Origin of the sequence: Allobosea robiniae (assembly GCF_900102525.1) — a bacterium.
Classification (GTDB): Bacteria; Pseudomonadota; Alphaproteobacteria; order Rhizobiales; family Beijerinckiaceae; genus Allobosea; species Allobosea robiniae.
In genome coordinates this window covers 689,931-714,247 of record NZ_FNBZ01000001.1, presented here as the reverse complement: position 1 = coordinate 714,247, position 24,317 = coordinate 689,931, and the positions used below count along the sequence as shown (strand labels likewise).

Genomic DNA, 24,317 nt, shown 5'->3' with positions numbered 1-24,317 from the left:
CGTGAGGAGAGAAACGCCATGAGCGCCGAAGACAGGCTGAAGGAACTGGGGCTGACCCTGCCGGACGTGCCGACGCCGGTCGCGACCTATGTCAGCTTCAAGCAGGTCGGTGATCTGGTCTATCTCTCGGGCCAGGGTCCGAAGCGGGCCGACGGCACCTATCCGACCGGCAAGGTCGGCAAGGACGTCACGATCGAGGAAGCCTACCAGCACGCGCGGCAGACCGGCCTCGGCCTGCTCGCCGCGATGAAGAAGGCGGTCGGCTCGCTCGACAAGGTCGAGGTGGTCAAGCTGCTCGGCATGGTCAATGCGGTCCCCGATTTCGCCGATCAACCCAAGGTCATCAATGGCTGCTCGGACCTCTTCGTCGCCGTGCTCGGCGACCGTGGCCGCCACGCCCGCTCGGCCGTCGGCATGGGCTCGCTGCCCAACAACATGACCGTCGAGATCGAAGTCATCATCAAGGTGCTGCCATGACCGTCACTGCGACCACCTCAAAGGCCGTCGACCAGCCGGCCGCCACCCCGCTCGCGGCCGAGATCGCCCGCGTCTACGGCACGCCTGCCGTGGTGATCGATCTCGACAAGGTCGATGCCAATATCGCCCGCCTCCAGGCGGCCTGCGACGCCGCCGGCGTCGCCAATCGCCCGCATATCAAGACGCATAAATCGCCCGAGCTGGCGCGGCTTCAGATCGAGGCCGGCGCGCGCGGCATCACCTGCCAGAAGCTCGGAGAGGCCGAGGTGATGGCGGATGGCGGCATCGACGACATCCTGATCAGCTACAACATCATCGGCGAAGAAAAGCTGGGACGTCTGGGGGCCCTGCAAAGACGCGTCCGGATGATCGTCGCCGCAGACAACCCGGTCACCATCTCCGGCCTGCCGCGGGCCGGCGAGATCGCGGGCCGCGATCTGGAAGTCGTCATCGAATGCGATACCGGCCGCAAGCGCGCCGGCGTCGAGACGCCGGGCGAAGCGGTCGAACTCGCCAAGATGGTCGCGGCCTCGCCCGGCCTGCGCTTCGCGGGCTTCCTGATGTACCCGCCGGAAGATGGCTGGGAGCGGACCCAAGTCTTCCTCGATACCGCCAATGCCGGCCTGCGCGATGCCGGCCTCAAGGCCGATATCGTCTCGACCGGCGGCTCGCCGAACATCCCCAACATGGGCAAGCTGAAGGGCTCGACAGAGCATCGCTCGGGCACCTCGATCTTCAACGATCGCATGCAGATCGCGGCCGGCGTCGCTACGCTCGAGGATTGCGCGCTCACCGTCTACGCGACGGTGGTGAGCCGGGCAGGTCCGGAGCGCGGCATCCTCGATTCAGGCTCGAAGACGCTGACCAGCGACAAGGGCAATCTCGACGGCCACGGCTATATCCTCGAATACCCGGCGGCACGGATCGCGCAGTTCGCCGAGGAGCACGGGTTCCTCGACCTCTCCGCCTCGAACAAGCGCCCGCTCGTCGGCGAGGTTGTCCGCGTCGTGCCGAACCATGTCTGCGTCGTCGTCAACATGGTCGATCGCCTGATCACCGTGCGCGGCGACAAGCTGATCGGGGAGCTGCCGGTCGCGGCGCGGGGCAAGCTGACCTGAGTCAGTTCTGCAGGATCTTCGATCCCTTGATCGTGACATTGCCGGACGCCTTGGCTTCGAGGCGTCCGGAAGCCTTGAGGGCGATATCGCGCCCCTGCAATTCGATGCTGCCATCCTTCTTCATGCCCAGCCTGGCATCGCCGCTTTTCAGCGAAGCGGCATCGGCGCTTTCGATCGCAAGCGTCTTGCCGACATGGACGGCCATGCCCGCTCCGATGCTCATGGCCATCTCCTTGCCGGCCGTGATGGTGCAGTTCTGCCCGCTGTCGATATCGCAGCCCACCGCCGCAGCGACGTTGAAGCTCCGGGTTTCGAACGAGGCTTCATGACCGCTGCTGACGCGCAGGCGGTTGCCGACGACCATGGTTGCGTTGGCACCTGCGGTCACGGCGAGGTTGGCGCCCGCGGTCAGCGTCATCACGCTGCCCGCGGTGAGCGCAATGCCCATCCCGCAATTGATGGTCAGCGAGCCCGGCGCGTTGATCACGACATTGCCGCCGCGATCCGCCGATATCGCCTGGAGCAGGGCTGAGACCTGCGCCTCCAGGGTGGCGATGCGCTTCTGGAGGGCTTCGGTGTTCGGATCGGCCATCGCATTCCCCGCTCGTCGGCATGGCAGGATGACGAAGCGTCACCCTATCACGGGCCGAGCGCGGCGAGAATGCATTTGGCCGGTCAGCTTTCCGGGTGCCGGGCGTTCCAGGCAGCCGCATATTCCGTGCAGAGACGATCGAGCTCGGTCCGGTCGGTGACACCGGCGGGGCGCCCGCGCGAGGGCGAGGCCTGCTGGAACGGCACCGAGCGCTGATGCGCCACGCGCCAGAGCCGCCGCAGCTCCTTCAGCGGGTCCGTGTGGTCGTCGACGCGGATATCGATGCTCGGCACCGGTTCACCGGCCCAGATGCGGATCGCGGCGGACTGCTTGCCGCGCTTGTCGCCGCCGGCCTTCTCGCCGGCTTCCAGCGCCACGAGAAGGCGTTCGTCGAAATCGAGCGCCGAGGAGGCGATATAGGCCTTCAGGGTCTCCTGCACGACCTCAGGCCCGGCGAGCATGTTGCCGGCGACCGAGACCTGCGGCCCGTCGACGGCGCCGCACCAGTCGATGCAGGCGGCGCCTGTGTGAGAGGCGATCTTGCCGTCGCGGTCGATGACATGGAGCTGGCGATGGGCGCGCCCCTCGTCGGCAGCTGTCAGGGTCGCGATGATCTCAACGGCCGAGCGCCCCTCCTGCAGCAGCCTGAGGCCGTCGATTCCGTAGAGCGGGTTGACGAAGGCCTGTGTCGCGATCGCCCCGATCCGCCCGCCGCCATAGGGCACGCGGGCACCGACGGCGAAGGCGCAGGTCGAGACGGCGACGCCATAGGCGCCGGTCGCGGCGTCGCGGGCGACGATGGACCAGGTCATGCGGTTGCTTCCTCAGCGGCCGGCGGCATAGGCCTGCATCAGACGCGGCGTCGCGGCGGCGCGCAAGAGCCCGTCATTGCCGCGTTCTGCCGCAGTGAGCCGTCCGACCGTCCAGGCCGGCGCCTTCTCGATCGCGTGGCCACGGCGCTCGAGCTCGGCGAGTGCCGCAGTGCCGATGCTCTCCTCGATCATCAGATGGCCGGGCCGCGACGAGCGCGGATAGAAGGAGGAGGGGAAATGCTGCGTATGGAACAGCGGCAGGTCGATCGCCTCCTGCAGGTTGAGGCCGTGATGGACCCGGCGCAGGAAGAGGCCGAGCTGCCACTGCTCCTGCTGATCGCCGCCCGGCGTGCCGAAGGCGAGACGTGGGCGTCCGTTCTCGAAGGCGATCGTCGGCGTCAGCGTCGTGCGCGGCCGCTTGCCCGGCGCGAGCGAGGCGGGCAGCCCCTCTTCCAGCCAGAACATCTGGGCGCGCGAATTGAGCGGGAAGCCGAGCTCCGGGATCACCGGCGAGGATTGCAGCCAGCCGCCCGAAGGCGTCGCGGCGATCATGTTGCCCCATTTGTCGATGACGTCGATATGGACGGTATCGCCCTTGCGGCCGGCGGCGACCATCGAGGCCATGGTCGGCTCGCCGACGCTGGCGCCGCCCTGGGTCGGCTGGGCGATGGCGCCGAGCGCCTTCATCGCGTGCGCGACCTGCGCCTCGTAGCCGGAGACGATGCCCGGACGCAGCTCCAGCGAGGCGCGCTCGCCGATCAGCCCGCGCCGCCCTGCCGCGTAGTCGTCGGAGAGCAGCGTCGCCAGCGGCACCTTCACGAAATCCGGGTCGCCGTAATAGGCTTCGCGGTCGGCGAAGGCGAGCTTCATCGCCTCGACGACGTGATGCACGAAGTCCGGGCTCGCCGGTCCCATCCCGGCGAGGTCGACGCCTTCGAGAATCTTCAGCGTCTGCAGGAAGGCCGGGCCCTGGCCCCAGGGGCCGATCTTGAAGACCTCCCAGTCGTGATAGCTGACCGAGGTCGGCGTCTCGTAGGTCGGTTTATAGTTCGCCATGTCCTGCGCGGTCAGCAGGCCCTTGTTGCGCCGGCCGGAGGAATCCATCACCTCCTGCGTGCGGCAGAAGCGGTCCATCGCCTCGGCGACGAAGCCCTTGTACCAGGCGTCATAGGCGCCCTGGATCTGCTCCTGCCGGTCGCTGCCCTTGGCTTCCGCCTCGGCGAGGATGCGCTTGTAGGTCTCGGCTGCCGCCTTGTTGGCGAAGAGCTTACGGGCTTCCGGCACATGCCCGCCGGGCAGATATACCTCTCCCGAGGTCGTCCATTCGTTGGTGAAGAGGTCGGTCAGCTCCCGGATCGAATCCGAGACGCGCGGCAGCATCGGGTGGCCGTTCTCGAAATAGCCGATCGCGGGTTCGAGAACGTCGCGCAGCTTCAATCGGCCATGGTCGCGCAGCAGCGTCATCCAGCCGCCGAAGGCGCCGGGGATCACGGTCGCGAGCAGGCCGGAGCCGGGGATCAGGTCGAGGCCGAGCGCCTTGTAGGCTGCGATGGTGGCCGCCTGCGGAGCCGGGCCTTGCGCGCAGAGCGTCTCGACCTTCCCGGTTTCCGCCGAATAGAACACCGCCGGCATGTCGCCGGCCGGGCCGACGAGATGCGGCTCTACGACTTGCAGCACGAAGGCGGCGGCGGCGCAGGCATCGAAGGCGTTGCCGCCCTTTTCCAGCATCGCCATGCCGGATGCGGTGGCGAGCCAGTGCGTCGAGGTCACGACGCCGAACGTGCCGAGGATTTCGGGGCGGGTGGTGAACATGGGCGTATCCCTGAAGCCTAGTTTTCTTTTGGATCGAGCGCGTCGCGCAGGCCGTCGCCGAGCAGGTTGAAGCCGAGCACGGCGAGGAAGATGCAGATGCCCGGCGCCACCGACATCCACGGCGCCTGCTCCATGAAGTTCTTGGCGACGTTGAGCATCTGGCCCCAGGAGGGTGACGGCGGCTGCTGGCCGAGGCCGAGGAAGGAGAGGGCTGCTTCCAGGATGATCGCCTGCGCCATGAACAATGTCGACTGCACCACGATGGGGGACAGGGTGTTGGGCAGGACATGGCGGAACATCAGCCGGAGGTCGCGGGCGCCGACCGCCCGCGCCCCCTCGACGAAATCCTCAGCCTTGACGCTCATCACCTGGCCCCGGATCAGCCGGATGAAGATCGGCACCGCCGACAGGCCGATCGCGATCATCGCATTGGTCAATGACGGGCCGAGCACCGCCGCGAAGGCGATGGCGAGGATCAGGAACGGGCAGGCGAGCAGGGCCTCGGTGACGCGCGAGATCACGATGTCGATCCAGCCGCCATACCAGCCCGCCAGCAGCCCGAAGGGCAGGCCGATCGCGACCGCGATCAGCACCGAGACGATGCCGGCGAGGAGCGAAGCCTGCGCGCCGTAGAACAGCCGCGTGACCTGGTCGCGGCCGAGTTCGTCCGTGCCGAACCAGTAGAGCTCCGAGGGCGGCTTGCGGATGGCGAGGAAGTTCGACTTGAACGGATCGGCCAGGGGCAGCACCGGCGCGAGCACCGCCATCAGCAGGAAGGCCAGCACGATGCTGCCGCCGATCAGGGCCGACTTGTTGCGGATCAATCGGGAAAGCACGCCGGGGCGGGCGCTGACGCCGCTCGCGGCGCCGGTCGAGGAGATGGAATCGAGCGATGCCATCAGCCGGTCCTCAGGCGCGGGTTGACGACGACGTAGAGGATATCGGCGATGAGGTTCATCAGGATGAAGCCGATGGCCGTGCACAGCACCACGCCCTGCACCACGCCGTAGTCGCGGTTGAACACGGCATCGACGATCAGCTTGCCGAAGCCGGGAATGGTGAAGACCTGCTCGGTCAGCACCGCGCCCGCCAGCAACTCGCCGAAGAGCAAGGTGGTCAGCGTGATGATCGGCATCAGCGCGTTGCGCAGGGCGTGGCGGTGGATGACGGCATCCTCGTCGAGCCCCTTGGCGCGGGCGGTGCGGACATAGTCCGAGCGCAGCACCTCCAGCATCGCCGAGCGGGTATGGCGCATCAGGAAGGCCGCGAGCCCGTTGCCCAGCACGAAGGCCGGCATGATCAGCCGCTGGATCGCCTCCCAGGGATGGACGAAGATCGATTCATAGCCCGAGGCTGGCAGCCATTTCAGGTGCACCGAGACGAGCAGGATCAGCATGATCCCGAACCAGAAATTCGGGATCGACAGCCCGGACAGCGCAACCGCGCTGGCGGAGTAGTCGACGACCGTGCCCTTGTGCCGCGCCGCGAGGATGCCGATCGGAATGCCGATGACGATCGCGACGAGGATCGAGGCCGTGGCGAGCTGGATCGTCACCGGCAGCTTCTGCAGGATCAGCCCGAGCACCGGCTCGCCGGTGCGCAGCGAGCGGCCGAAATCGCCCTGCACGACCTGCCCCAGCCAGGCGAAGAACTGGACGATCACGGGATCGTCCAGGCGGTAGATCTCGCGCAGCCGCGCGATCACCTCGGGGTCGCGCTCCTCCCCGGCGATGACGAGGAAAGGGTCGCCCGGCAGCGCGCGCTGCAGGGCGAAGACGAAGAGCGATACCAGGAAGAGCGTCGGTATCGCGATCAGGATGCGGCGGAGGATGAGCGTGGCCATGGGCCACCCGTCACGGCATGAGCGCCCTCACGAGCGCTTCAGCCCGGCCAGCCGGATCATCCCGTCCGGATTGATCGCGAAGCCCTGGATATTGGAGCGCATCGCGAAGAACACCGTCTGGTTGTAGAGATAGATGATCGGCAATTCGTCCTGCAGGATCTTCTGCGCGGCGTCGTAGCGCTTCTTCCGCTCGGCCGGCTCATAGATCGTGCGGGCCTCGTCGAGCAGCTTGTCGACTTCCGGATTGGCGTATTTGCCGTCGTTCTGGTTGCCCTTGGAATGGGCGAAGGGGTGGATGTTGCCGTCCGGATCGATGCGGCCGGACCAGCCGACGCGGCTCATCTGGAACTTGCCCTGCTGCTGGTCGCGCAGCTGGCTGGCGAATTCGGTCGAACGGATCTGGATGTCGATGCCGGCTTCCTGCGCCATCGCCTGGATCACCTGTCCGAGCTGGGCGTCGACCGGGTTGTTGGTGACGAAGAGCTCGACGGAGACCTTGGATTGCCTGGCCTCCTTGAGCAGCGCCTTCGCCTTGGCGAGGTCGCGGGCCGGAATCGGCAGATCGGCGCTGACGTAGAAATTGCCGGGGTTGAAGGGCTGGTTCGATGGCGCATAGAGCCCCTCGAACACGACCTGGCTCAGTACCTTGCGGTCGATCGACAGCGAGAGCGCCTGACGCACGCGCTTGTCCTTGCCCATCGGCTGGTTGGCAGCCTCGCCGTTGTTGGTGTTGATGGTGATGCCCTGGTAGCCGAGATTGGCGACGCTCTCGACCTTGAGCGACTTGTCCGATTGCGCGGATTTCACGTCGGTGGGGGCCAGCCGCTCCAGCATGTCGAGTTCGCCGGAGCGCAGATTGGCGAGCCGCACCGTCGTGTCGGGAATGGCGCGGTAGAGGATGCGGTCGAAGCTGTATTTGTCGGCCTCCCAATGCTCCTTGAACTTCTCCAGCACGATCCGGTCGTTCTGGACGCGCTCGACGAATTTATAGGGGCCGGAACAGATCGGCTTGGCCGCGACGTCGCCGGAGAGGCTCTTGGGCGAGAGCATCATGCCGGCGCGGTCGGTGAGCTGCGAGAGCAGCGTGGCGTCCGGGCGCTTGAGCTTCAGCACCAGCGTTGTGGCGTCGGGCGCCTCGATGGTGTCGACCGAGGCGAGTTCGGCCTTGCGCAGCGAATCGGGCAGGGTGCGGGCACGCTCGAGATTGGCCTTGGCGGCCTCGGCGTTGAAGGCTTCGCCGTCGTGGAACTTCGCATCGCTGCGCAGCTTCATCGTCAGCGTCAGGCCATCAGCGGAGAAGTTCCATTCGGTCGCCAGCCGCGGCACCAGCTTCAACTCCGGCGTGATGTCAACCAGCCGGTCGCACAGCCCCATGAAGACGATGCGGCCGACGAAGGTCCGCGCCTTGTGCGGATCGAGCATGTCGGGGTCTTCCTGCAATCCGATCCGCAGGGTCGACGGGGCCTGTGCCAGCGCCGGCACTATCGCGAGCGCGAGTGCGGCAGCCGAGATCGCAACCTTCAAAAGCTTCATCTTTTTCCCCTCGTTCCGGACGTTGTCGGCGAACGTTCCCGCCGCGTCATCAGCGGGTCGTCCTGCTCAATTCGTTCCTTGTGGCACTAACCTGACTCAGATCGCGCGCGCCGTCGATGATGCGCCGCATCAATTCGCAAGCAGCCTTGCCTGTCCTATGGGCAGGCGCGGCTTCGCCGGGAAACGGGGTTCCATGTCCGGGGCGGGCGTGCACGATGCGGCCATGGCGGTCGTCACCTGCACCGGCAGAGGCTAGAACGGCGTTCGACAAGGCAAGGCCCGCGCGGGCAGGGGAGATTTGGGCATGCTGCTGGGCGTGATCGCCGACGATATGACGGGCGCGACCGATGTCGCGCTGATGCTGAACCGGGCGGGCATGCGGACCGTGCAGGTCATCGGCGTGCCCCCGGCCGGCTCCGCCCTGCCGGAGGCCGATGCTGTCGTCGTCGCGCTGAAATCGCGGACCAACCCGGTCGCGGAGGCCGTCGCGGATTCGCTTGCCGCCTGCGAGGCGCTGCTGAAGGGCGGCGCGCGCCAGATCCTGTTCAAATACTGCTCGACCTTCGATTCGACGGCCGAGGGCAATATCGGGCCGGTGGCGAATGCGCTGGCGGAGCGCCTCGGCGCGAAGCTCGCCATCGTCTGCCCGGCTTTTCCCGCGAATGGCCGCTCGATCTATCAGGGCTATCTTTTCGTCGGCGCGGTGCCGCTCCATGAAAGCTCGATGAAGGACCACCCGCTCACGCCGATGCGGGATTCCAGCCTGATGCGGCTGATGTCGACGCAGGCGAGAACCGAGACGGGCCTCGTTGATTACGCCACTGTTCTCTCCGGCCCCGCCGCGGTGAAGGCGCGTCTCGCCAAACTGCAAGCCGACGGCATCCGCTACGCCGTCACCGACGCGCTGACCAACGAGGACCTGATGACGCTCGGCCATGCTGTGTCCGAGCATGTCCTGCTGACCGGTGGCTCGGGCATCGCCATGGGCCTGCCGCAGAATTTCCGCCGCGCCGGCCTCTTGCCGGAACGCCCGGGCCCGGTGGAACTACGGGCGCCGGCCGGCCGTGCCGGCATCATTTCCGGCAGCTGCTCGACTGCGACGCGCGGCCAGATCAAGGCGGCGCTGGAGGCCGGCTATCCCGCGCTCAAGGTCGATCCCTTCGCTCTGGTCGATGGCAGCCAGAATGCGGAAGGCCTTGCCGCCTGGGCGCTGGCGCAGCCGGCCGACAAGCCGTTTCTCGTCTATTCCAGCGACGACCCGGCCGAGGTCGCGGCGGTGCAGGACAAGCTCGGCCGCGAGAAGGCCGGCAGCATCGTCGAACATGCCTTCGCCGAGGTTGCGCGCCGGCTCTCGGACGGCGGCGTGACGCGGCTTCTCGTCGCGGGCGGCGAGACCTCGGGCGCGACGGTGCTGGGCCTTGGCATCCACACGCTGGAAATCGGCCCTGAAATCGATCCCGGCGTGCCCTGGACGCGCGTGGTCGACGGGCCGGAGATGGTCGTGGCGCTGAAATCCGGCAATTTCGGCACGCCGGACTTCTTCCTGAAGGCCTGGAACCTGCTGCGCTGATGCCCGATTTGCCTGCGCTGAATCTCGTATAGGATCAGCCTTCCGAACTGGGAGCCGGCATGGATATGGCATTTCTCGGCGAACTCCTGACCAACGTGGCGGATCGCGGCCGCGCGCTGATCGGCTTCGAGCGTTTCCTCGGCAACCGCTCGCGTCCGATCGACAAGCTCTGCGAGGACCTGCTCTCCGGCCGCGGCGAGGCCTCTGGAATGGCACTGGCACAGGCCGTGCTGGAAGCCTTCCAGCGGCTCGACAAGCCTGGCCGGCTCGCCTTCTTCACCATGCTGCGGGAGCGCTTCGGTCCCGATCACGAGCGGCTCGACGCGGCGATCGAGGCCTATCGCGCCAAGCCCTATCCGGCGACCGTCGCTGCCCTGCATCAGGCTTCCGAGCCGCGCCGGCAGGAGCTGTTTCGCCGCCTGAACCTCGCCCCCGAGGGCACCCATGTGCTGGTGCGGATGCGCGAGGCCCTGTTCGAAGCCATCGCGGCGGAGCCGGAGCTGAAGGGCATCGACGAGGATTTCCGCCATCTCTTCGGCTCCTGGTTCAACCGCGGCTTTCTCGTCCTGCGCCGCATCGACTGGCGTACGCCGGCGAACGTCCTGGAGAAGATCATCCGCTACGAGGCGGTCCATGAGATCCAGGGCTGGGATGATCTGAGGCGCCGGCTGGAGCCGGCTGATCGTCGCTGCTTCGCCTTCTTCCATCCGCAGCTCGTCGACGACCCCCTGATTTTCGTCGAGGTCGCGCTGACCGGCGATATCCCGCGCAGCATCGGCGAAGTGCTGGAGCCGGAGCGCGAGGTCCTCCCCGCGCAGCAGGCGACGACGGCGGTGTTCTATTCGATCTCGAACTGCCAGGAGGGCCTGCGCGGCATCTCCTTCGGTAATTTCCTGATCAAGCAGGTGGCCGAGGACCTCAAGCGCGAACTGCCGGGGCTCGACACCTTCGTCACGCTCTCGCCGGTACCCGGTTTCGCGCGCTGGCTCGCCGGTGTTGCGGAAGAGCCTGGCGATCTCGTTCTCACCAACGAAGAGCGCGCCGAACTGGCCCGCCCGGCCGGCGAGACGATTTCGCTCGACGAGGCCACACGGGCCCGCCGCGACAAGCTGCTCGGCCAGATGATGGCGCAGTACATGCTGCGGGCGCGCACCGCGTCTGGCCGCGTGATCGATCCGGTCGCGCGCTTCCATCTCGGCAACGGCGCACGGCTGGAGCGCATCAATGTCGGCGGCAATCTCTCGGCGCGAGGCCTGCGCGAGTCGCACGGCGTGATGGTCAATTACCGCTATGACCTCGACGACATCGAGACCAATCACGAGGCCTTCGCCACCCGCAACACGGTGGTGGCCTCGTCGAGTGTGCGCAAGCTGCTGCGCCCGGCCACAAGCTGATACGGAAACGCCTGAAAGGACCCGAAATCATGGGCAATCACCTCTTCGACCTGATCCGCTCGCGCATGCCGGCGCCCGACGCGCCCTTCGCGCTGCTCGATGACGGCAGGCGTTTCTCCTATGGCGACATGGTCGCGGCCTCCGCGCGCTTCGCCGATGCGCTGGTCGGGCTCGGCGTCAAGCCGGGCGACCGCGTGGCGGTCCAGGTGGAGAAGAGCTTCGAGGCGCTGATGCTCTATCTCGGCACCGTCCGGGCCGGCGCGATCTTCCTGCCGCTCAACACCGCCTATACCCCGGCGGAGATCGAGTATTTCCTGGGCGACGCCGAGCCTGCGGTCTTCGTCTGCGATCCCGCCAAGGCCGAGCCCTTGCGCCCCTATGCCGAAAAGGCCGGCGCGAAGCTCGAGACGCTCGGCATCGGCAACGGCAGCCTGCTCGACAAGGCCAATGCCGCGTCGAGCGACTTTACCGACGTCGCGCGAGGGCCGGACGATCTCGCCGCGATCCTCTACACCTCCGGCACGACGGGCCGCTCCAAGGGCGCGATGCTCAGTCACGACAACCTGTCGTCGAACGCGCTGGCGCTGGTCGATTACTGGCGTTTCACGAAGGGCGACGCGCTGCTGCACGCCTTGCCGATCTTCCACACCCACGGGCTCTTCGTCGCGACCAACGTGATCCTGCTCGCTGGCGCCTCGATGATCCTGCTGCCCAAGTTCGATCCCGAGCAGGTCTTCAAGTACCTGCCGCAGGCGACGAGCATGATGGGCGTGCCGACCTTCTATGTCCGCCTGCTTCAGGACGCCCGCCTCAGCAAGGAGGCGACCAGGCATATGCGCCTCTTCGTCTCCGGCTCGGCGCCGTTGCTGGCCGAGACGCATCGTGAATGGCGCGACCGCACCGGCCACGCCATCCTCGAGCGCTATGGCATGACCGAGACCAACATGAACACCTCGAACCCCTATGACGGCGATCGCGTCGCCGGCACGGTTGGCTTCCCGCTGCCGGGGGTCTCGGCCCGCGTCACCGAGCCCGAGACCGGCAGGGAGATCGCCCGCGACGAGATCGGCATGATCGAGGTCAAGGGCCCCAACGTCTTCAAGGGCTACTGGCGCAATCCCGAGAAGACGGCCGCCGAGTTTAGGGCCGATGGCTTCTTCATCACCGGCGATCTCGGCAAGATCGATCCCGCCGGCTACGTCCATATCGTCGGGCGCGGCAAGGACCTGATCATCACCGGCGGCTACAACGTGTATCCGAAGGAAGTCGAGACCGAGATCGACGAGATGCCGGGCGTGATCGAGAGTGCCGTCATCGGCGTGCCGCATCCCGATTTCGGCGAGGGCGTCACCGCGTGCGTGGTCTGCAAGCCCGGCGCTGAGATCACCGCGAAGGGGATTGCCGCGGCGCTGGAGCAGCGTCTCGCCAAGTTCAAGCAGCCCAAGCAGGTCTTCGTCGTCGCCGAGCTGCCGCGCAACACCATGGGCAAGGTCCAGAAGAACCTGCTGCGCGAGCAGTACAAGGATATCTACGCCAAGCAATTGAAGGCGGGGGAGTAAGCCCTTGCCACGTCATGTTCGGGTCAGGCCCGAGCATGACGTCTAGCTGAAACGACTCACACCAGCGCCGGCACGCCGAGTTCGATCGTCTCGCCATCGGCGGGGATGCGCAGGCGTCGCGTGTCGACGCCGCGTGCCTTCGCCGCCTTGCGCAAGGCGGCGCGGCTGACGGTGGCGTGGTCGAGCGCCTCCATATGCGTCGCGATGATCGTCGCGAGCGGGAAGGCCTCGGCGAGGTCGAGCGTCTGCTCGTCATCCATCACGATGAGCGTGTTGTCCCACATCGCCCCGCAGGAATGACTGACGATCACGTCGGGGCCAGTCGCCGTGGCGGCGTCGCGCAGCGGCGGATAGAGCACGCTGTCGCCGCACCAGTAGAGCGTCGGCTCGCCCGGCGCCTCGAAGCTCAGGCCCATCACCGGCCCCATCTTCTCGACGACCGAGCCGGTGCCGTGCTGAGCCGCATGCCGCTTCAGGATGATCGGTCCCAGCCTGACATAGCAGTCGACCGCCGTGATCGAGGAGAAGCCCGCCTGCGCGATCGCCGCCTCGTCGCCGGGCCGGCAGATGATCGGCAGGTTCTTCGGGATGCGCTCCTTGGCGACCTCGTCGAAATGGTCGGCATGGAGATGCGAGACGATCACGGTGTCGACGCCGGCGATGATATCCTCGATCGGTTCGGGCAGGTCGACCATCGGGTTCTGCGACCGCCCGGTGAAGGAGCGGCGGCTGTGCCGCGGCCCGAAATCGGGGTCGATCAGGAAGGTCCTGCCGCCGAAATCGAGTTTCAGCGTCGCGTTGCGGAGAAGTTTGAGCTTCATATCCGTTCCTCGTCCCAGGGGCAGGCATTGTTCCGCATCCCGCCACGGTGAGACCAGTTCGGATTTGTGAAGCTCTTTCCACGTTCGCGTGACGTATCAAGCCGCGGCGAACTGGCCGTAGGGCACGCTTTCGCGCGCCTTGCGCAATGCGCTTGCCCACCAGTGGAGCTGCGCCAGCATCGTCGCCATCGCCTGTTCGGCCCGGTCGGCATCGCGCAAGGCGCCCTCCGCGTCGAAGCGACTCCAGACATCCGCGAAGGCGACGCCGTCGCGGATCGGCGCGGCATGCAATTCCCCGAAGACGAGGCGCAATTGCTCGACGGCGCGCAGGCCCCCCGAGATCCCGCCATAGGAGACGAAGCCGACCGGCTTGCCGCGCCATTCCGGCCCGACGGCGTCGATCAGGAACTTCAGGATCGCCGGATAGCCGCGGTTGTACTCGGGCGTCACCACGACGAAGCCGTCGGCCCAGCCGATGATGCTCCTGAGCTCTTCAAGCGCTGGGTGCTTGCCGCTGACATGGCGCGGGGGCAGGTCGATCTCGCCAGGGTCGACGACCGCGAGGTCGAACGGACCGTCGCCCGCGATCTGGGAGATCGCCCAGCCGGCGACCTTGTCGCAGAAGCGGCCTTCGCGGCTGCTGCCATAGATCAGGGCGAGCCTGATCCGCGTATCGACCTTCTGGTGCATGGAAACGCTCCGGTTTGCATCACGGGAGCGGGGCTTATAGAACCTCAAGTAAGGTTAAGGTCAAGAGGCGTTTCCGATGTCCCAGCAGGCGCGTTTGCCGGGCGAGCTCAGCGTCGGCGATGTCGCGCGCCGCAGCGGCCTCGCTGTCTCGGCATTGCATTTCTACGAGGCGGAGGGGTTGATCCGCAGCCACCGCACGCAAGGGAATCAACGTCGCTATGCCCGCGAGGTGCTGCGCCGGGTCGCGATCATCAAGGTGGCGCAGCGCGCCGGCATTCCGCTGAAGACCATCCGCGAGGCCTTCAAGGCGCTGCCGCAGGAGCGCACGCCGACCGTCGCCGACTGGACGCGGCTCTCGTCGGCCTGGAAGCAGGAGCTGGAACGCCGCATCGACCGCCTGACGCAGCTGCGCGATCAGCTCAACGGCTGTATCGGCTGCGGCTGTCTCTCGGTGCGGGATTGCCCGCTGCACAATCCGTTCGATCGCCTGGCCGAGGAGGGGCCGGGGCCGCGCCTCCTCGATCCGGAGTGAGGCTCAGCCCGCCTTGTAGAGCGTGTCGAGCGGCATCCGCGCGACATCCGCCATCAACTGGGCGAAGCCCTTCGCCTGCAGCGCAGCCGTCGCCTTGCCTTTCGCTGCGGTCGCGAGGCTGGCATCGCCGGCCGCGCCCGCGCGGTTCACGTCCTGCGCCATCCAGGCGAAGGCATGCGGGCCGGTCGGGCGCAGATGGGTATAGCCATCCTCGGCCATCGTCACCGTATGGGGCTTGAACAGCGCAGCCCGGCTCATGTCGACGAGGTCCGGCCGGAAATGCAGCATCAGCGAGGTCTCGACATCGCCGGCATGGATGCCGTGGCGGATGTCGAGTTCGCCATAGAGCCCGTCCGGCAGGCCGAAGGACATCCAGGCCGTGCAGACGGCGAGCATGCCGTGGTCGACGCGCAGTTCCCGCGCCGCGATCTTCATCGGGTCGACATTGCCGCCATGGGAGGTGATCAGCACGAGCTTGCGCAGGCCCGCCCGCTTCACGCTCTCGCCGATCTCGATCCAGGAGCGGACGGCGCTTTCCCAGCCGATCGTCAGGGTCCCCGGCGAATGCAGATGCTCGTTCGACTTGCAGACGGCCTGCGTTGGCAGCACGAGCACGTCGAGATCATCAGGCACCAGCGGCATCGCCTCCGCCAGCATCCCGTTCATCACGGTGGTGTCGACCGAGACCGGCAGATGCGGGCCGTGCTGCTCGATCGCCGCCAGCGGCAGCACCGCGACGGTGCGGTCAGGCGAAAGCGTGGCGAAGTCGGAGCTCTTCAGGTCGCCCCAGAAACGTGCGGTCATGATCAGGCCTGTCAGGAGCCGATGCGATCGCCTTGTTTCTGTGCAGAAACCTGGCGGCACGGCGTTGCATTGTCCCGTCGTCCTATCGCATGGGATAAGGAGACGGGCCAGTGGCCGGGCCGGCCGCAGCGTGAGGGGAGAGAGCGAGATGACGACGATGAAATATCGCGTGAACCGGCGCGCCGCGCTCGGGCTGATCGGCGGCTCCACCGCGTCCCTGCTGATCCCCGTTCCGGGCGCGCGCGTCAACGCGCAGACGCTCGACAAGGTCAGCTACCAGACCAATTGGCGCGCCCAGACCGAGCATGGCGGCTTCTATCTCGCCGCCACCAACGGCATCTACAAGAAATACGGGCTCGACGTGGAGATCCGCCCCGGCGGCCCGCAGCAGAACCCGACCCAGCTCCTGCTCGGCGGCCGCGTCGACATGATCATGGGCAACTCGCTGGAGGCTCTCAGCTTCGCGCATGAGAACCTGCCCTTCCTCTGCATCGCCTCGATCTTCCAGAAGGACCCGCAGGTCCTGATCTCGCATCCCGGCCAGGGCAACGACACGCTCGCCGATCTCAAGGGCAAGCCGATCCTGATCGCGGCGCAGGCCCGCGTCGGCTTCTGGCCCTTCCTGAAGCTGAAATTCGGTTTCCAGGACGAGCAGATCCGCCCCTACACCTTCAACATGGCGCCGTTCCTGGCCGACAAGAAGCTGACGCAGCAGGGCTTCCTCTCCTCCGAGCCCTTCGTCATCCGCAAGGCGGGCGTCGATCCGGTGGTGCATCTCCTCGCCGATGCCGGCTTCGAGAACTACAACACCACGATCACGCTTTCCCGGAAGATGGTGCAGGAGAAGAAGGACGTAGTGCAGCGCTTCACCGACGCGACGCTGGAGGGCTGGGCCGAGTACATGAAGGGCGGCCCCGGTAACGAAGCCGCCAATGCCCGGATCCTGAAGGACAATCCCGACATGGATCAGGAGAAGATCGATTACGCGCTCAAGGTGATGAACGAGCGCGGCATCGTCGTCTCCGGCGACGCCAAGACGCTCGGGATCGGCGCGATGACCGATGCGCGCTGGGCGAGCTTCTACAAGACGATGAGCGAGGCCGGCGTGGTTCCGGCCGGCGTCGACGTGAAGAAGGCCTATAGCCTCGACTTCGTCAACAAGGGCACCGGCAAGGGCTGAGCCGGACGAGCGCTGCTGAAAAGATGACTGCGACGATGGACGAGACGAAGCCGCAACCCGCCGCGAGCACTCCGCTGGTGGCGGTCCGGCATGTCTCCAAGCAATTCGCGAACGGCACGCTTGCCGTTCGCGACGTCGATCTCGAACTGGGGGCAGGGCAGTTCATCAGCCTGCTCGGCCCTTCCGGCTGCGGAAAGTCGACGCTGCTGCGCATGATCGCAGGGCTGGGCGCGCCTAGTTCCGGCACGATCACCTGGCCGGGCGAGACCGGCGAGGCGCAAGGGAACGCCGGCCATGGCGGACGCGATCTCGGCTTCGTCTTTCAGGACCCGACGTTGATGCCCTGGGCCAGCGCGCTGGCCAACGTCATGCTGCCGCTCAAGCTGAAGGGCGTCGCCCGCGCCGAGGCCGAGGCGCGCGCCGCCGAGATGCTGGCGCTGGTGGGGCTCAAGGGCTTCGAGAAATCCTATCCCCGCGAGCTCTCGGGTGGCATGAAGATGCGCGTTTCGATCGCCCGCGCGCTGGTGATGCGGCCGAAGATCCTGCTGATGGACGAGCCCTTCGCAGCTCTCGACGAGATCACCCGCCATCGCCTCAACGACGACCTGCTGGCTTTGTGGGAGCACGAGCGCTTCACGGCCGTCTTCGTCACGCATTCGGTCTTCGAATCCGTCTATCTCTCGCAGCGTATCGTGGTGATGGCGGCCCGGCCCGGCCGGGTCATGGCCGACCTTTCGGTCGATGCTGCCTATCCCCGCGACGACCTGTTCCGGACCTCCGGCGAATACGCCCATCTCTGCCGCGTCGCCTCCACCAAGCTGAAAGAGGCGATCGGCCAATGAGCGTGCCCGTCGAAACGCCGAGGTCCGGTGGCACGGATGCGCACGCGCTGCCCATCGCTATGGCAGAGGCCCGCATCCTCGGTCTGCCGGTCAGCGTCTGGCCGCGCATCCTGGCGCCTTTGGTCATCGGCGTGATCGTGCTGGCGCTCTGGGAGTTCGCGGTCCGCTGGAACGAGATTCCGCACTATGTCCTGCCGGGGCCGATCCTGGTCGGCCAGACGCTGGTCGCGGACTGGGGCACGCTCTCCGGCTCGCTCTGGGTCACGCTGAAGATCACCTTCATGGCGCTCGCCGCGGCGGTCGTCGTCGGCGTGACGCTCGCCGTGCTGTTCAGCCAGTCGAAATGGCTGGAAATGGCGCTGCTCCCTTATGCCGTCATCCTGCAGGTCACGCCGATCGTCGCCATTGCGCCGCTGATCATCATCTGGGCCAACGATATCGACCTGTCGCTGCTGATCTGCGCCTGGATCGTCGCCTTCTTCCCGATCCTGTCGAACACCATCCTCGGACTGAATTCGGCCGACCACAATCTGGTCAACCTGTTCGAGCTCTACGGCGCCTCACGCTGGCAGACGATGCGCTATCTCAAGCTGCCGGCGGCGCTGCCGTACTTTCTGGCGGGGTTGAAGGTATCAGGCGGCCTCGCGCTGATCGGCGCGGTGGTCGCGGAGTTCGTCGCCGGCACCGGCGGCAGCGCTTCGGGGCTGGCCTATCGCATCCTGGAGGCGGGCTATCAGCTCAAGATTCCCCGTGTCTTCGCGGCACTGGTGATGATCTCGCTCTCGGGCGTCGCGATCTTCCTGGCCACGAGCCTGATATCGCACCTGCTGCTGCATCGCTGGCACGAAAGCGCGATCCGGCGCGAGAATTGAGCGCTGCCGGTGGCCCGCTAGACGAAATAGGCGAGCTTGCGATCGGCCGGCAGAGCGTCGATCTCGCGCAGGGTGGTTTCCGAGGGACTCGCCGTCAGGCGTGCAGGAGCCGGTTGTGTATCGGCCGGATCGCTGAAGACGATATCGTCGTCGAGCAACGGAACGGTGGCGAAACGCGCTTCGGCCGCCATCCGGCCGGTGAACTCCAGTGGGACCGGCTCGCGGCCTCCGGTTGCGACGTCGATATCCTCATAATGGCGCGGCGCGGAGGAGGGAGCCGGCACGGTCATCGCTTCCGCGGTGGCAGCCATCGCCTCGAAGCTCACGCTGCTCTCGCGCGCGGCTTCACCGAAGGCCCGCAGGCTCGAATCCAGCATGGCGATGGTGTCGGCGATCTTGTCGATGCGCTGGACCACGCTGTCGACGATGCCGATCGCCGTCGAGATTTCGGCGGCGCGGCGGTCGAGCGCGTCACAGGCCTCGTCGTCCGCTCCGGTCTCGCGCAGGCCCCAGGCGGCCTCCTGGATACTCTCGGTCGCGGCGAGCACCGAGCCGGCAGCCTTCTCGATCTGGGCGGCGAGCCCGGATGAGCGGGCCTCGGCCTTGCCGCTGATGCGTTCGAGATCGGTGCGCAGGTCGCTGATCAGCGCGGCCGCCTCGATCAGGTTGGTCTCCCGGCTCGTCTCCTGCACGCCGAGCCCGACGACCCGTTCGATCCGCTGGATCGCGCCGAGCAGTTGCAGCGTATCCGCCTGCCGGTTGCGCTTGGCATATTCGACCATGAACCAGCGGCCACGCGCCGTCTCCATGACCGCAGCTTCGATCGCCTCGTAATCCGCCTCGGTCAATGGTGTCAGCGAGCGCGCGTCGCCCATGACGAATCTGCCTTCGAAGGACCGGCCGAATCAGCAAGGCGGTCGTGACGGGATGGCCCGAGCCTGCCTTGCGATTTCTTAAGGAATTGCTGCCTGCGCCCCGATCTGGAACAAACCGCCGGCGAAGCGGCCGGTTCGCCTGCCTCCGGGGCTTCGGCAACGGAGCGGAAGCTGCTGGAATGCCCGATGCTTGCCAAGTGGGCGCGGCACGGCAATACAGGGCATGGGGTGGAGGATGGTGCGGCCGGCGACGCGCGGTCGCACGAGGCTGTTTTGGCCAGGGACAAGGACCTCACGGCGACATGGCGAGCCTCGATACCGCCGAACCGCAGGCGACCTTCCGCGATGATGCGGGCACGCTCGCGGTGGCGCTCTCGGGCTCGTGGAGCGCCGACCGCGGGCCCCGCATCGAAGAGCTGGTCGGCGAGATCACCGAGCGCCTGAACGAAACGCCCGGAGCCCGCATCGACCTGTCGGAGGTGACGCGGCTCGACACGCTCGGCGCCTATGTCCTCAATCGCCTGAAGGCACGGCAGGAGAGGGACGGCGCAGCGGTCGAGCTCGTCAGCAGCAGGCCCGAGCACGGTATCCTCCTGTCCGAGGTCCAGGTCCATGATGACGACCCTCCGAAGCCGCATCGGCATTTCAGGATCGTCGATGTCCTCGTCGATATCGGCGAGGGGGTGGTGCGCTTCGGCCGCGACATGGTGGGCGGTGCCATGTTCCTCGGCGAGGTCGTGGTCGGTTCGGCCAGCGTCGTCCTCGGCCCGCGCAAGTTCCGGGGGCCATCGCTGGTCAACCAGATCGAGCTGATCGCCTTCAACGGCGCGCCGATCATCATGCTGATCTCGTTCCTCGTCGGCTGCATTGTCGCGCAGCAGGGCATCTTCCAGCTCCAGCAATTCGGCGCCTCCGCCTTCGTCGTGAACCTGACCGGCATCCTGATCCTGCGCGAACTCGCGGTGCTGTTGACCTCGATCATGATCGCGGGGCGTTCGGGCTCGGCCTTCACCGCCGAGATCGGCTCGATGAAGATGCGTGAGGAGATCGATGCCTTGCGCGTGATGGGCCTCGACCCGATCGAGGTGCTGATCGTGCCGCGCATCCTCGCGCTGATCATCTCGCTGCCGATCCTGACCTTCATCTCGGCGATGGCGGGACTGGTCGGCGCCGGGCTGGTGGCCTGGCTCTATGGCGGCATCGGCGTCGATACCTTCCTCGCCCGGCTGCAATCGGTCATCACCTGGAAGCATTTCGCCGTCGGCCTGATCAAGGCGCCCTTCATGGCTTTCGTCATCGGATTGATCGCCTCGATCGAAGGGCTCGCGGTCAAGGGCTCGGCGGAATCGCTCGGCCGTCAGGTCACGGCTTCGGTGGTCAAGGCGATCTTCATGGTCATCGTCGTCGACGGGCTCTTCGCCATGTTCTTCGCCTCGATCGAGTTCTGACGATGGTGCAACAAACCACGCCGCCCCCCGATCGGATTCAGGCGCCCGGCGAGCCCGAGACCGTCATTCGCGTCCGCGATCTCAAGGTCGCCTTTGGTGACAAGGTCATCATGGACGGGCTCGATCTCGACGTGCTGCGCGGCGAGATCCTCGGCTTCGTCGGAGGCTCCGGGCAGGGCAAGTCGGTGCTGACGCGCACGATCCTCGGCCTCGTGCGCAAGCGACGCGGGACGATCGAGGTCTTCGGCGAGGATGTCGACGATCTCAACCTGCAGCAGCGCCGCGTGCTCGAGCGGCGCTTCGGCGTGATGTTCCAGCAGGGCGCGCTGTTCTCGGCCCTGACGGTCAAGCAGAACATCCAGGTGCCGATGCGGGAATACCTTCACCTTTCGCCCGATCTGCTCGACGAGCTGGCGATGGTGAAGCTCGATCTCGTCGGCCTGCCGCGGGACGCCGCCGACAAGGCACCCTCAGAGCTCTCGGGCGGCATGATCAAGCGGGCGGCGCTCGCCCGCGCGCTGGCGCTCGATCCCGAGATCGTCTTCCTGGACGAGCCGACATCGGGGCTGGACCCGATCGGCGCCGCCGAATTCGACGACCTCATCATGACCTTGAAGCAGACGCTGGGGCTGACCGTCTTCATGGTAACCCACGATCTCGACAGCCTGTATCATGCCTGCGACCGAATCGCCGCTCTGGCGGACAAGAAGGTGATCGCGGTCGGCACGCTGGCGACGATGCTGGCGTCCGATCATCCATGGTTGAAGGCCTATTTCGGCGGGGAGCGCGCCATGGCCAGGCTGCCGGCGGGAGAGCAGGGACAAAGCAGCTAGACGATGGAATCGCGCGCCAACTACGCACTCGTCGGTCTGTTCACGCTCGCGGTCCTCGCGGCGGCTTTCGGCTTCGTCTACTGGTTCAACAGCGGCGGAACCGGGCGCAAGGAAAATGTCCGCGTCATCTTCACCGGCACGGTGACGGGGCTGGGCCGTGGGTCGAGCGTGCTGTTCAACGGCTTGAGGGTCGGCGAAGTCACCAATATCGAGCTTCAGCCGGACGATCCGCGCCGCATCTACGCGGTGATCCAGGTCGCCAGCACGACGCCGCTGCGCGATGACACGCGCGCGCGCATTGAGGCGCAAGGCCTGGCCGGCGTGGTCGCACTGCAGCTTATCGGCGGCGATCCATCTGCGCCGGTGCTGATCGCCAAGCCCGGCGAGCCGATGCCGACGATCATCGCCGAGCGCTCCGAACTGCAGGATATCATCGAGACGGTCCGCAACGTCGCGCAGAGGGCCGATGGGATGCTCACGTCGCTCGACGGGTTGATCAAGCAGAACGCCACGCCGATCAACAACACCGTCCGCAATGTCGAGAAGTTCTCGCAGGCGCTCGGCAACAACGCCGAGGGTCTCGACAAGCTGATGGCCGGCTTCGGCAACATCGCCGAGACGATCCAGCCGCTTTCGCAGAAGCTGCAATCGCTGAGCGAGGAGCTGACCGCCGTGGTCCGCTCGGTCGATCGCGAGAAGGTCAGCAGCATCATCGCGAATGTCGACAAGTTCACCGGCGCGCTCGGCGGCTCCAGCGCTGACGTCGCGAAGGTGGTCAAGGACGCGGCCTCGATCTCGGCCAAGCTCGACAAGGCGGCCGATCAGGTCGAGGGCGTGCTGCAGGCGGCGAAGGGTTTCCTCGAATCCGGATCTGGTCCCGATGGTCGCAGCGCCTTCCAGGAGGTCGCGGATGCCGCCAAGTCGATCCGGACGCTGGCTGATAACCTCGACAAGCGCACGGCCGAGATCACGGCCGGCATCAGCCGCTTCACCGGGCCGGGCCTGCGCGATGTCGAGTCGCTGGCTGCCGACGGCAAGAAGACCCTGACGGAACTCAACCGCACCTTGCGGAATTTCGAACGCAACCCGCAGCAGTTCATTTTCGGTGGCAAGCCGCCGCTCCCCCAATACAACGGATCCCGCTAGCCCCATGACGACCGAGGTTCAGCATCCTCCGGCCCGCCGGACTCGCCGCTTCCTCCCGGCCCTGGCCCTGGCTGCGGCCGCGCTCCTTGCCGGCTGCGGCGGCGGGGCGACCCCGACCACCTTCGACCTCTCGGCGCCCGGAGGCTTCGGCAAGGTCGGCGGCTCGCGGGGCGCGATGGTCGTGGCCGAGCCGACGGCGGTCCAGGCGCTCGATTCCGACCGCGTCATCGTCAAGGATTCGAGCGGTGCGCTCTCCTTCGTCGGCGGCGCGCAATGGGCGGACCGGGTTCCGGCGCTGGTACAGGCCCGCCTGATCCAGACCTTCGAGAATGCCGGCCGGGTCGGGTCGGTCTCAGGTCCCGGCCAGCGCATCTCGCCCGATGTCCAGCTCAACACCAATATCCGCAGCTTCAACATCGACGCTGCAACGGGAACGGCTGTCGTCGAAATCACCGCCCGGATCGTCGGCGACCGCACGGGGCAGATCCAGCGGGCGCGGCTGTTCGCAGCGCGGGTGCCGGCCGGCGCGGTCGACGGGCCGGGTGCGACCCAGGCGCTCGACCGGGCGCTGTCGCAGGTGCTGGTCGAGATCGTGCGCTGGGCGCGCTGAGCGCGCCTCGCCGGCAGGCCGCGATTTCCTTCACTGCGCCTCTGCGCTAGGCTCTGATTCCGGCTCCGCCCGAGCCTCCCCCCTCCAGCCGGGGCAGCATCATCATGCGGGGCATTTCCGACGACCTGACCGACTGTCCGGGCATCACGCATGAGGAGGGATTGCGCCAGCTGCTCGCGATAGGAGGTTCACGTCATGAATTTGTCGGCCCCGATCCATGAGTTGAAGCGCAAGGCCAAGCTGCAGAGCCGCGCAGAACGCATCCCGCTCCACGTCGCGCTTGATCGCATCGCGGCTCAGGAAGGCTATCGCAGCTGGAGCCTGCTCACGGCGAAGCAGCCCGGGATGACATCCGTCCGCGCGCTGTGGCCTCTGCTGGAACCGGGCGATCTCGTCCTGATGGCGGGGCGGCCTGGGCAAGGCAAGACGCTGGCGAGCCTTGCCCTGCTGGCGGAAGCGATGCGGGCAGGGCGCCGGGGCATCTTCCTCACCCTCGAATACACGCCGGCTGACGTGCTGGCCCGTTTGCGCGCGATCAACATCGAGCCGCGTGAGTTCGCGGATCTGTTCGACTGCGATTGCTCCGATGCGATCAGCGCGGACTATATCGTCGCGGCCCTCGGCAACGCGCCGCGCGGCACGGTGGCGGTGATCGATTATCTGCAACTACTCGACCAGCGCCGCGACACACCGGAGCTGGCGCTTCAGGTGAAGGCGCTGAAGGCCTTCGCGCGGGAGAGGGGCCTGATCCTCGTCTTCATCTCGCAGATCGACCGTGCCTATGAAGCCTCGGGCAAGCCGTTTCCCGAGATCGCGGATGTGCGATTGCCCAATCCGCTCGACCTCGCCTTGTTCGACAAGACCTGCTTCGTGAACCGGGGCGAAGCGCGTTTCCAGGCAGCGGCTTAGGCGGCCGTTCGGCGCTTTCGGCGCGCCCCTGAAAAGCAAAGGCCG

The 24,317-nt window shown here is 66.7% G+C and carries 24 protein-coding genes; 14 read left to right on the top strand and 10 right to left on the bottom strand.

Annotated features, from left to right (window positions below):
- Positions 1-18 precede the first annotated feature (18 nt).
- On the top strand, positions 19-477 hold the full coding sequence (locus BLQ70_RS03245) for a RidA family protein (protein WP_061964568.1): 459 nt from the start codon (positions 19-21) through the stop codon (positions 475-477).
- A complete protein-coding gene (locus BLQ70_RS03240) occupies positions 474-1,595 on the top strand; it encodes an alanine racemase (protein ID WP_091855783.1) in 1,122 nt (373 codons plus the stop codon). The genes BLQ70_RS03245 and BLQ70_RS03240 overlap by 4 nt, the downstream gene beginning before the upstream one ends.
- Position 1,596: 1 nt before the next feature.
- On the opposite strand, the gene BLQ70_RS03235 is transcribed toward BLQ70_RS03240, so the two are convergent.
- The 6 genes from BLQ70_RS03235 to BLQ70_RS03210 form a co-directional block, all read right to left on the bottom strand.
- On the bottom strand, positions 1,597-2,187 hold the full coding sequence (locus BLQ70_RS03235; protein WP_091855782.1) for a hypothetical protein: 591 nt from the start codon (positions 2,185-2,187) through the stop codon (positions 1,597-1,599).
- Between the two features lie 83 nt (positions 2,188-2,270).
- Positions 2,271-2,999 carry a DUF1028 domain-containing protein gene (locus BLQ70_RS03230; RefSeq protein WP_091855781.1) on the bottom strand — a complete coding sequence of 243 codons (729 nt, stop codon included), beginning with the start codon at positions 2,997-2,999 and terminating at the stop codon, positions 2,271-2,273.
- A 12-nt stretch (positions 3,000-3,011) separates the two neighbouring features.
- A complete protein-coding gene (locus BLQ70_RS03225) occupies positions 3,012-4,811 on the bottom strand; it encodes a gamma-glutamyltransferase family protein (protein WP_091855780.1) in 1,800 nt (599 codons plus the stop codon).
- A gap of 17 nt (positions 4,812-4,828) precedes the next feature.
- Positions 4,829-5,710, bottom strand: coding sequence for an ABC transporter permease (locus BLQ70_RS03220; protein WP_091855779.1), 882 nt, complete (start codon positions 5,708-5,710; stop codon positions 4,829-4,831).
- Entirely contained in the window at positions 5,710-6,654 is a 945-nt protein-coding gene (locus BLQ70_RS03215; RefSeq protein ID WP_091855778.1) for an ABC transporter permease, read from the bottom strand. Before BLQ70_RS03215 ends, BLQ70_RS03220 begins: the two co-directional genes overlap by 1 nt.
- 27 nt (positions 6,655-6,681) lie before the next feature.
- Entirely contained in the window at positions 6,682-8,187 is a 1,506-nt protein-coding gene (locus BLQ70_RS03210; protein ID WP_091855777.1) for an ABC transporter substrate-binding protein, read from the bottom strand.
- Positions 8,188-8,491: 304 nt separating this feature from the next.
- On the opposite strand from BLQ70_RS03210, the gene otnK reads away from it, so the two are divergent.
- From otnK to BLQ70_RS03195, 3 genes are read left to right on the top strand one after another with little or no spacing between them, the layout of a single operon-like run.
- A complete protein-coding gene (otnK, locus tag BLQ70_RS03205) occupies positions 8,492-9,757 on the top strand; it encodes a 3-oxo-tetronate kinase (protein WP_091855776.1) in 1,266 nt (421 codons plus the stop codon).
- Between the two features lie 59 nt (positions 9,758-9,816).
- Entirely contained in the window at positions 9,817-11,151 is a 1,335-nt protein-coding gene (locus BLQ70_RS03200) for a malonyl-CoA decarboxylase (RefSeq protein ID WP_091855775.1), read from the top strand.
- Between the two features lie 29 nt (positions 11,152-11,180).
- Positions 11,181-12,710, top strand: a complete 1,530-nt coding sequence (locus BLQ70_RS03195; protein WP_091855774.1) for a malonate--CoA ligase — start codon at positions 11,181-11,183, stop codon at positions 12,708-12,710.
- A 56-nt stretch (positions 12,711-12,766) separates the two neighbouring features.
- On the opposite strand, the gene BLQ70_RS03190 is transcribed toward BLQ70_RS03195, so the two are convergent.
- Both BLQ70_RS03190 and BLQ70_RS03185 read right to left on the bottom strand, forming a co-directional pair.
- Positions 12,767-13,531, bottom strand: coding sequence for an MBL fold metallo-hydrolase (locus BLQ70_RS03190; RefSeq protein WP_061964549.1), 765 nt, complete (start codon positions 13,529-13,531; stop codon positions 12,767-12,769).
- A 96-nt stretch (positions 13,532-13,627) separates the two neighbouring features.
- Positions 13,628-14,221 (bottom strand): NADPH-dependent FMN reductase, encoded by a 594-nt coding sequence (locus BLQ70_RS03185; protein WP_061964548.1) that lies wholly within the window; start codon positions 14,219-14,221, stop codon positions 13,628-13,630.
- Between the two features lie 76 nt (positions 14,222-14,297).
- Between BLQ70_RS03185 and soxR the strand changes: the two genes are divergently transcribed.
- Positions 14,298-14,753: a redox-sensitive transcriptional activator SoxR gene (gene soxR / locus BLQ70_RS03180; RefSeq protein ID WP_091855773.1), complete on the top strand. Its 456-nt coding sequence runs from the start codon at positions 14,298-14,300 to the stop codon at positions 14,751-14,753.
- A gap of 3 nt (positions 14,754-14,756) precedes the next feature.
- Here soxR and BLQ70_RS03175 read toward each other — a convergent pair whose 3' ends face one another.
- Complete coding sequence (locus BLQ70_RS03175; protein ID WP_091855772.1) at positions 14,757-15,557, bottom strand: creatininase family protein; 801 nt, start codon at positions 15,555-15,557, stop codon at positions 14,757-14,759.
- A 148-nt stretch (positions 15,558-15,705) separates the two neighbouring features.
- Here BLQ70_RS03175 and BLQ70_RS03170 point away from each other — a divergent pair, with 148 nt between their 5' ends.
- From BLQ70_RS03170 to BLQ70_RS03160, 3 genes are read left to right on the top strand one after another with little or no spacing between them, the layout of a single operon-like run.
- A complete protein-coding gene (locus BLQ70_RS03170) occupies positions 15,706-16,737 on the top strand; it encodes an ABC transporter substrate-binding protein (protein ID WP_091855771.1) in 1,032 nt (343 codons plus the stop codon).
- Between the two features lie 23 nt (positions 16,738-16,760).
- On the top strand, positions 16,761-17,579 hold the full coding sequence (locus tag BLQ70_RS03165) for an ABC transporter ATP-binding protein (RefSeq protein ID WP_091855770.1): 819 nt from the start codon (positions 16,761-16,763) through the stop codon (positions 17,577-17,579).
- 59 nt (positions 17,580-17,638) lie between these two features.
- Positions 17,639-18,451 (top strand): ABC transporter permease, encoded by an 813-nt coding sequence (locus tag BLQ70_RS03160; protein WP_091856152.1) that lies wholly within the window; start codon positions 17,639-17,641, stop codon positions 18,449-18,451.
- Between the two features lie 17 nt (positions 18,452-18,468).
- On the opposite strand, the gene BLQ70_RS03155 is transcribed toward BLQ70_RS03160, so the two are convergent.
- The gene (locus tag BLQ70_RS03155) at positions 18,469-19,326 is read right to left on the bottom strand and encodes a hypothetical protein (protein WP_091855769.1); all 858 of its coding nucleotides are present in this window, start codon (positions 19,324-19,326) and stop codon (positions 18,469-18,471) included.
- A gap of 302 nt (positions 19,327-19,628) precedes the next feature.
- On the opposite strand from BLQ70_RS03155, the gene BLQ70_RS03150 reads away from it, so the two are divergent.
- From BLQ70_RS03150 to BLQ70_RS03130, 5 genes are all read left to right on the top strand, one after another.
- Complete coding sequence (locus tag BLQ70_RS03150; protein WP_091855768.1) at positions 19,629-20,774, top strand: ABC transporter permease; 1,146 nt, start codon at positions 19,629-19,631, stop codon at positions 20,772-20,774.
- A 2-nt stretch (positions 20,775-20,776) separates the two neighbouring features.
- A complete protein-coding gene (locus tag BLQ70_RS03145) occupies positions 20,777-21,607 on the top strand; it encodes an ABC transporter ATP-binding protein (protein ID WP_091855767.1) in 831 nt (276 codons plus the stop codon).
- A gap of 3 nt (positions 21,608-21,610) precedes the next feature.
- Entirely contained in the window at positions 21,611-22,753 is a 1,143-nt protein-coding gene (locus tag BLQ70_RS03140; protein ID WP_091855766.1) for an MlaD family protein, read from the top strand.
- Positions 22,754-22,757: 4 nt separating this feature from the next.
- Entirely contained in the window at positions 22,758-23,363 is a 606-nt protein-coding gene (locus BLQ70_RS03135; RefSeq protein WP_091855765.1) for an ABC-type transport auxiliary lipoprotein family protein, read from the top strand.
- Between the two features lie 195 nt (positions 23,364-23,558).
- Entirely contained in the window at positions 23,559-24,272 is a 714-nt protein-coding gene (locus BLQ70_RS03130) for a DNA helicase (RefSeq protein WP_091855764.1), read from the top strand.
- The last annotated feature ends 45 nt before the right edge of the window (positions 24,273-24,317 follow it).

What these genes read in the sequence shown, in the direction of transcription:
- BLQ70_RS03245 (WP_061964568.1), top strand. Translation starts at nt 19, where the DNA reads ATGAGCGCCGAAGACAGGCTGAAGGAACTGGGGCTGACCCTGCCGGAC.
- BLQ70_RS03240 (WP_091855783.1), top strand. Translation starts at nt 474, where the DNA reads ATGACCGTCACTGCGACCACCTCAAAGGCCGTCGACCAGCCGGCCGCC.
- BLQ70_RS03235 (WP_091855782.1), bottom strand. Translation starts at nt 2,187, where the DNA reads ATGGCCGATCCGAACACCGAAGCCCTCCAGAAGCGCATCGCCACCCTG.
- BLQ70_RS03230 (WP_091855781.1), bottom strand. Translation starts at nt 2,999, where the DNA reads ATGACCTGGTCCATCGTCGCCCGCGACGCCGCGACCGGCGCCTATGGC.
- BLQ70_RS03225 (WP_091855780.1), bottom strand. Translation starts at nt 4,811, where the DNA reads ATGTTCACCACCCGCCCCGAAATCCTCGGCACGTTCGGCGTCGTGACC.
- BLQ70_RS03220 (WP_091855779.1), bottom strand. Translation starts at nt 5,710, where the DNA reads ATGGCATCGCTCGATTCCATCTCCTCGACCGGCGCCGCGAGCGGCGTC.
- BLQ70_RS03215 (WP_091855778.1), bottom strand. Translation starts at nt 6,654, where the DNA reads ATGGCCACGCTCATCCTCCGCCGCATCCTGATCGCGATACCGACGCTC.
- BLQ70_RS03210 (WP_091855777.1), bottom strand. Translation starts at nt 8,187, where the DNA reads ATGAAGCTTTTGAAGGTTGCGATCTCGGCTGCCGCACTCGCGCTCGCG.
- otnK (WP_091855776.1), top strand. Translation starts at nt 8,492, where the DNA reads ATGCTGCTGGGCGTGATCGCCGACGATATGACGGGCGCGACCGATGTC.
- BLQ70_RS03200 (WP_091855775.1), top strand. Translation starts at nt 9,817, where the DNA reads ATGGATATGGCATTTCTCGGCGAACTCCTGACCAACGTGGCGGATCGC.
- BLQ70_RS03195 (WP_091855774.1), top strand. Translation starts at nt 11,181, where the DNA reads ATGGGCAATCACCTCTTCGACCTGATCCGCTCGCGCATGCCGGCGCCC.
- BLQ70_RS03190 (WP_061964549.1), bottom strand. Translation starts at nt 13,531, where the DNA reads ATGAAGCTCAAACTTCTCCGCAACGCGACGCTGAAACTCGATTTCGGC.
- BLQ70_RS03185 (WP_061964548.1), bottom strand. Translation starts at nt 14,221, where the DNA reads ATGCACCAGAAGGTCGATACGCGGATCAGGCTCGCCCTGATCTATGGC.
- soxR (WP_091855773.1), top strand. Translation starts at nt 14,298, where the DNA reads ATGTCCCAGCAGGCGCGTTTGCCGGGCGAGCTCAGCGTCGGCGATGTC.
- BLQ70_RS03175 (WP_091855772.1), bottom strand. Translation starts at nt 15,557, where the DNA reads ATGACCGCACGTTTCTGGGGCGACCTGAAGAGCTCCGACTTCGCCACG.
- BLQ70_RS03170 (WP_091855771.1), top strand. Translation starts at nt 15,706, where the DNA reads ATGACGACGATGAAATATCGCGTGAACCGGCGCGCCGCGCTCGGGCTG.
- BLQ70_RS03165 (WP_091855770.1), top strand. Translation starts at nt 16,761, where the DNA reads ATGACTGCGACGATGGACGAGACGAAGCCGCAACCCGCCGCGAGCACT.
- BLQ70_RS03160 (WP_091856152.1), top strand. Translation starts at nt 17,639, where the DNA reads ATGGCAGAGGCCCGCATCCTCGGTCTGCCGGTCAGCGTCTGGCCGCGC.
- BLQ70_RS03155 (WP_091855769.1), bottom strand. Translation starts at nt 19,326, where the DNA reads ATGGGCGACGCGCGCTCGCTGACACCATTGACCGAGGCGGATTACGAG.
- BLQ70_RS03150 (WP_091855768.1), top strand. Translation starts at nt 19,629, where the DNA reads ATGGCGAGCCTCGATACCGCCGAACCGCAGGCGACCTTCCGCGATGAT.
- BLQ70_RS03145 (WP_091855767.1), top strand. Translation starts at nt 20,777, where the DNA reads ATGGTGCAACAAACCACGCCGCCCCCCGATCGGATTCAGGCGCCCGGC.
- BLQ70_RS03140 (WP_091855766.1), top strand. Translation starts at nt 21,611, where the DNA reads ATGGAATCGCGCGCCAACTACGCACTCGTCGGTCTGTTCACGCTCGCG.
- BLQ70_RS03135 (WP_091855765.1), top strand. Translation starts at nt 22,758, where the DNA reads ATGACGACCGAGGTTCAGCATCCTCCGGCCCGCCGGACTCGCCGCTTC.
- BLQ70_RS03130 (WP_091855764.1), top strand. Translation starts at nt 23,559, where the DNA reads ATGAATTTGTCGGCCCCGATCCATGAGTTGAAGCGCAAGGCCAAGCTG.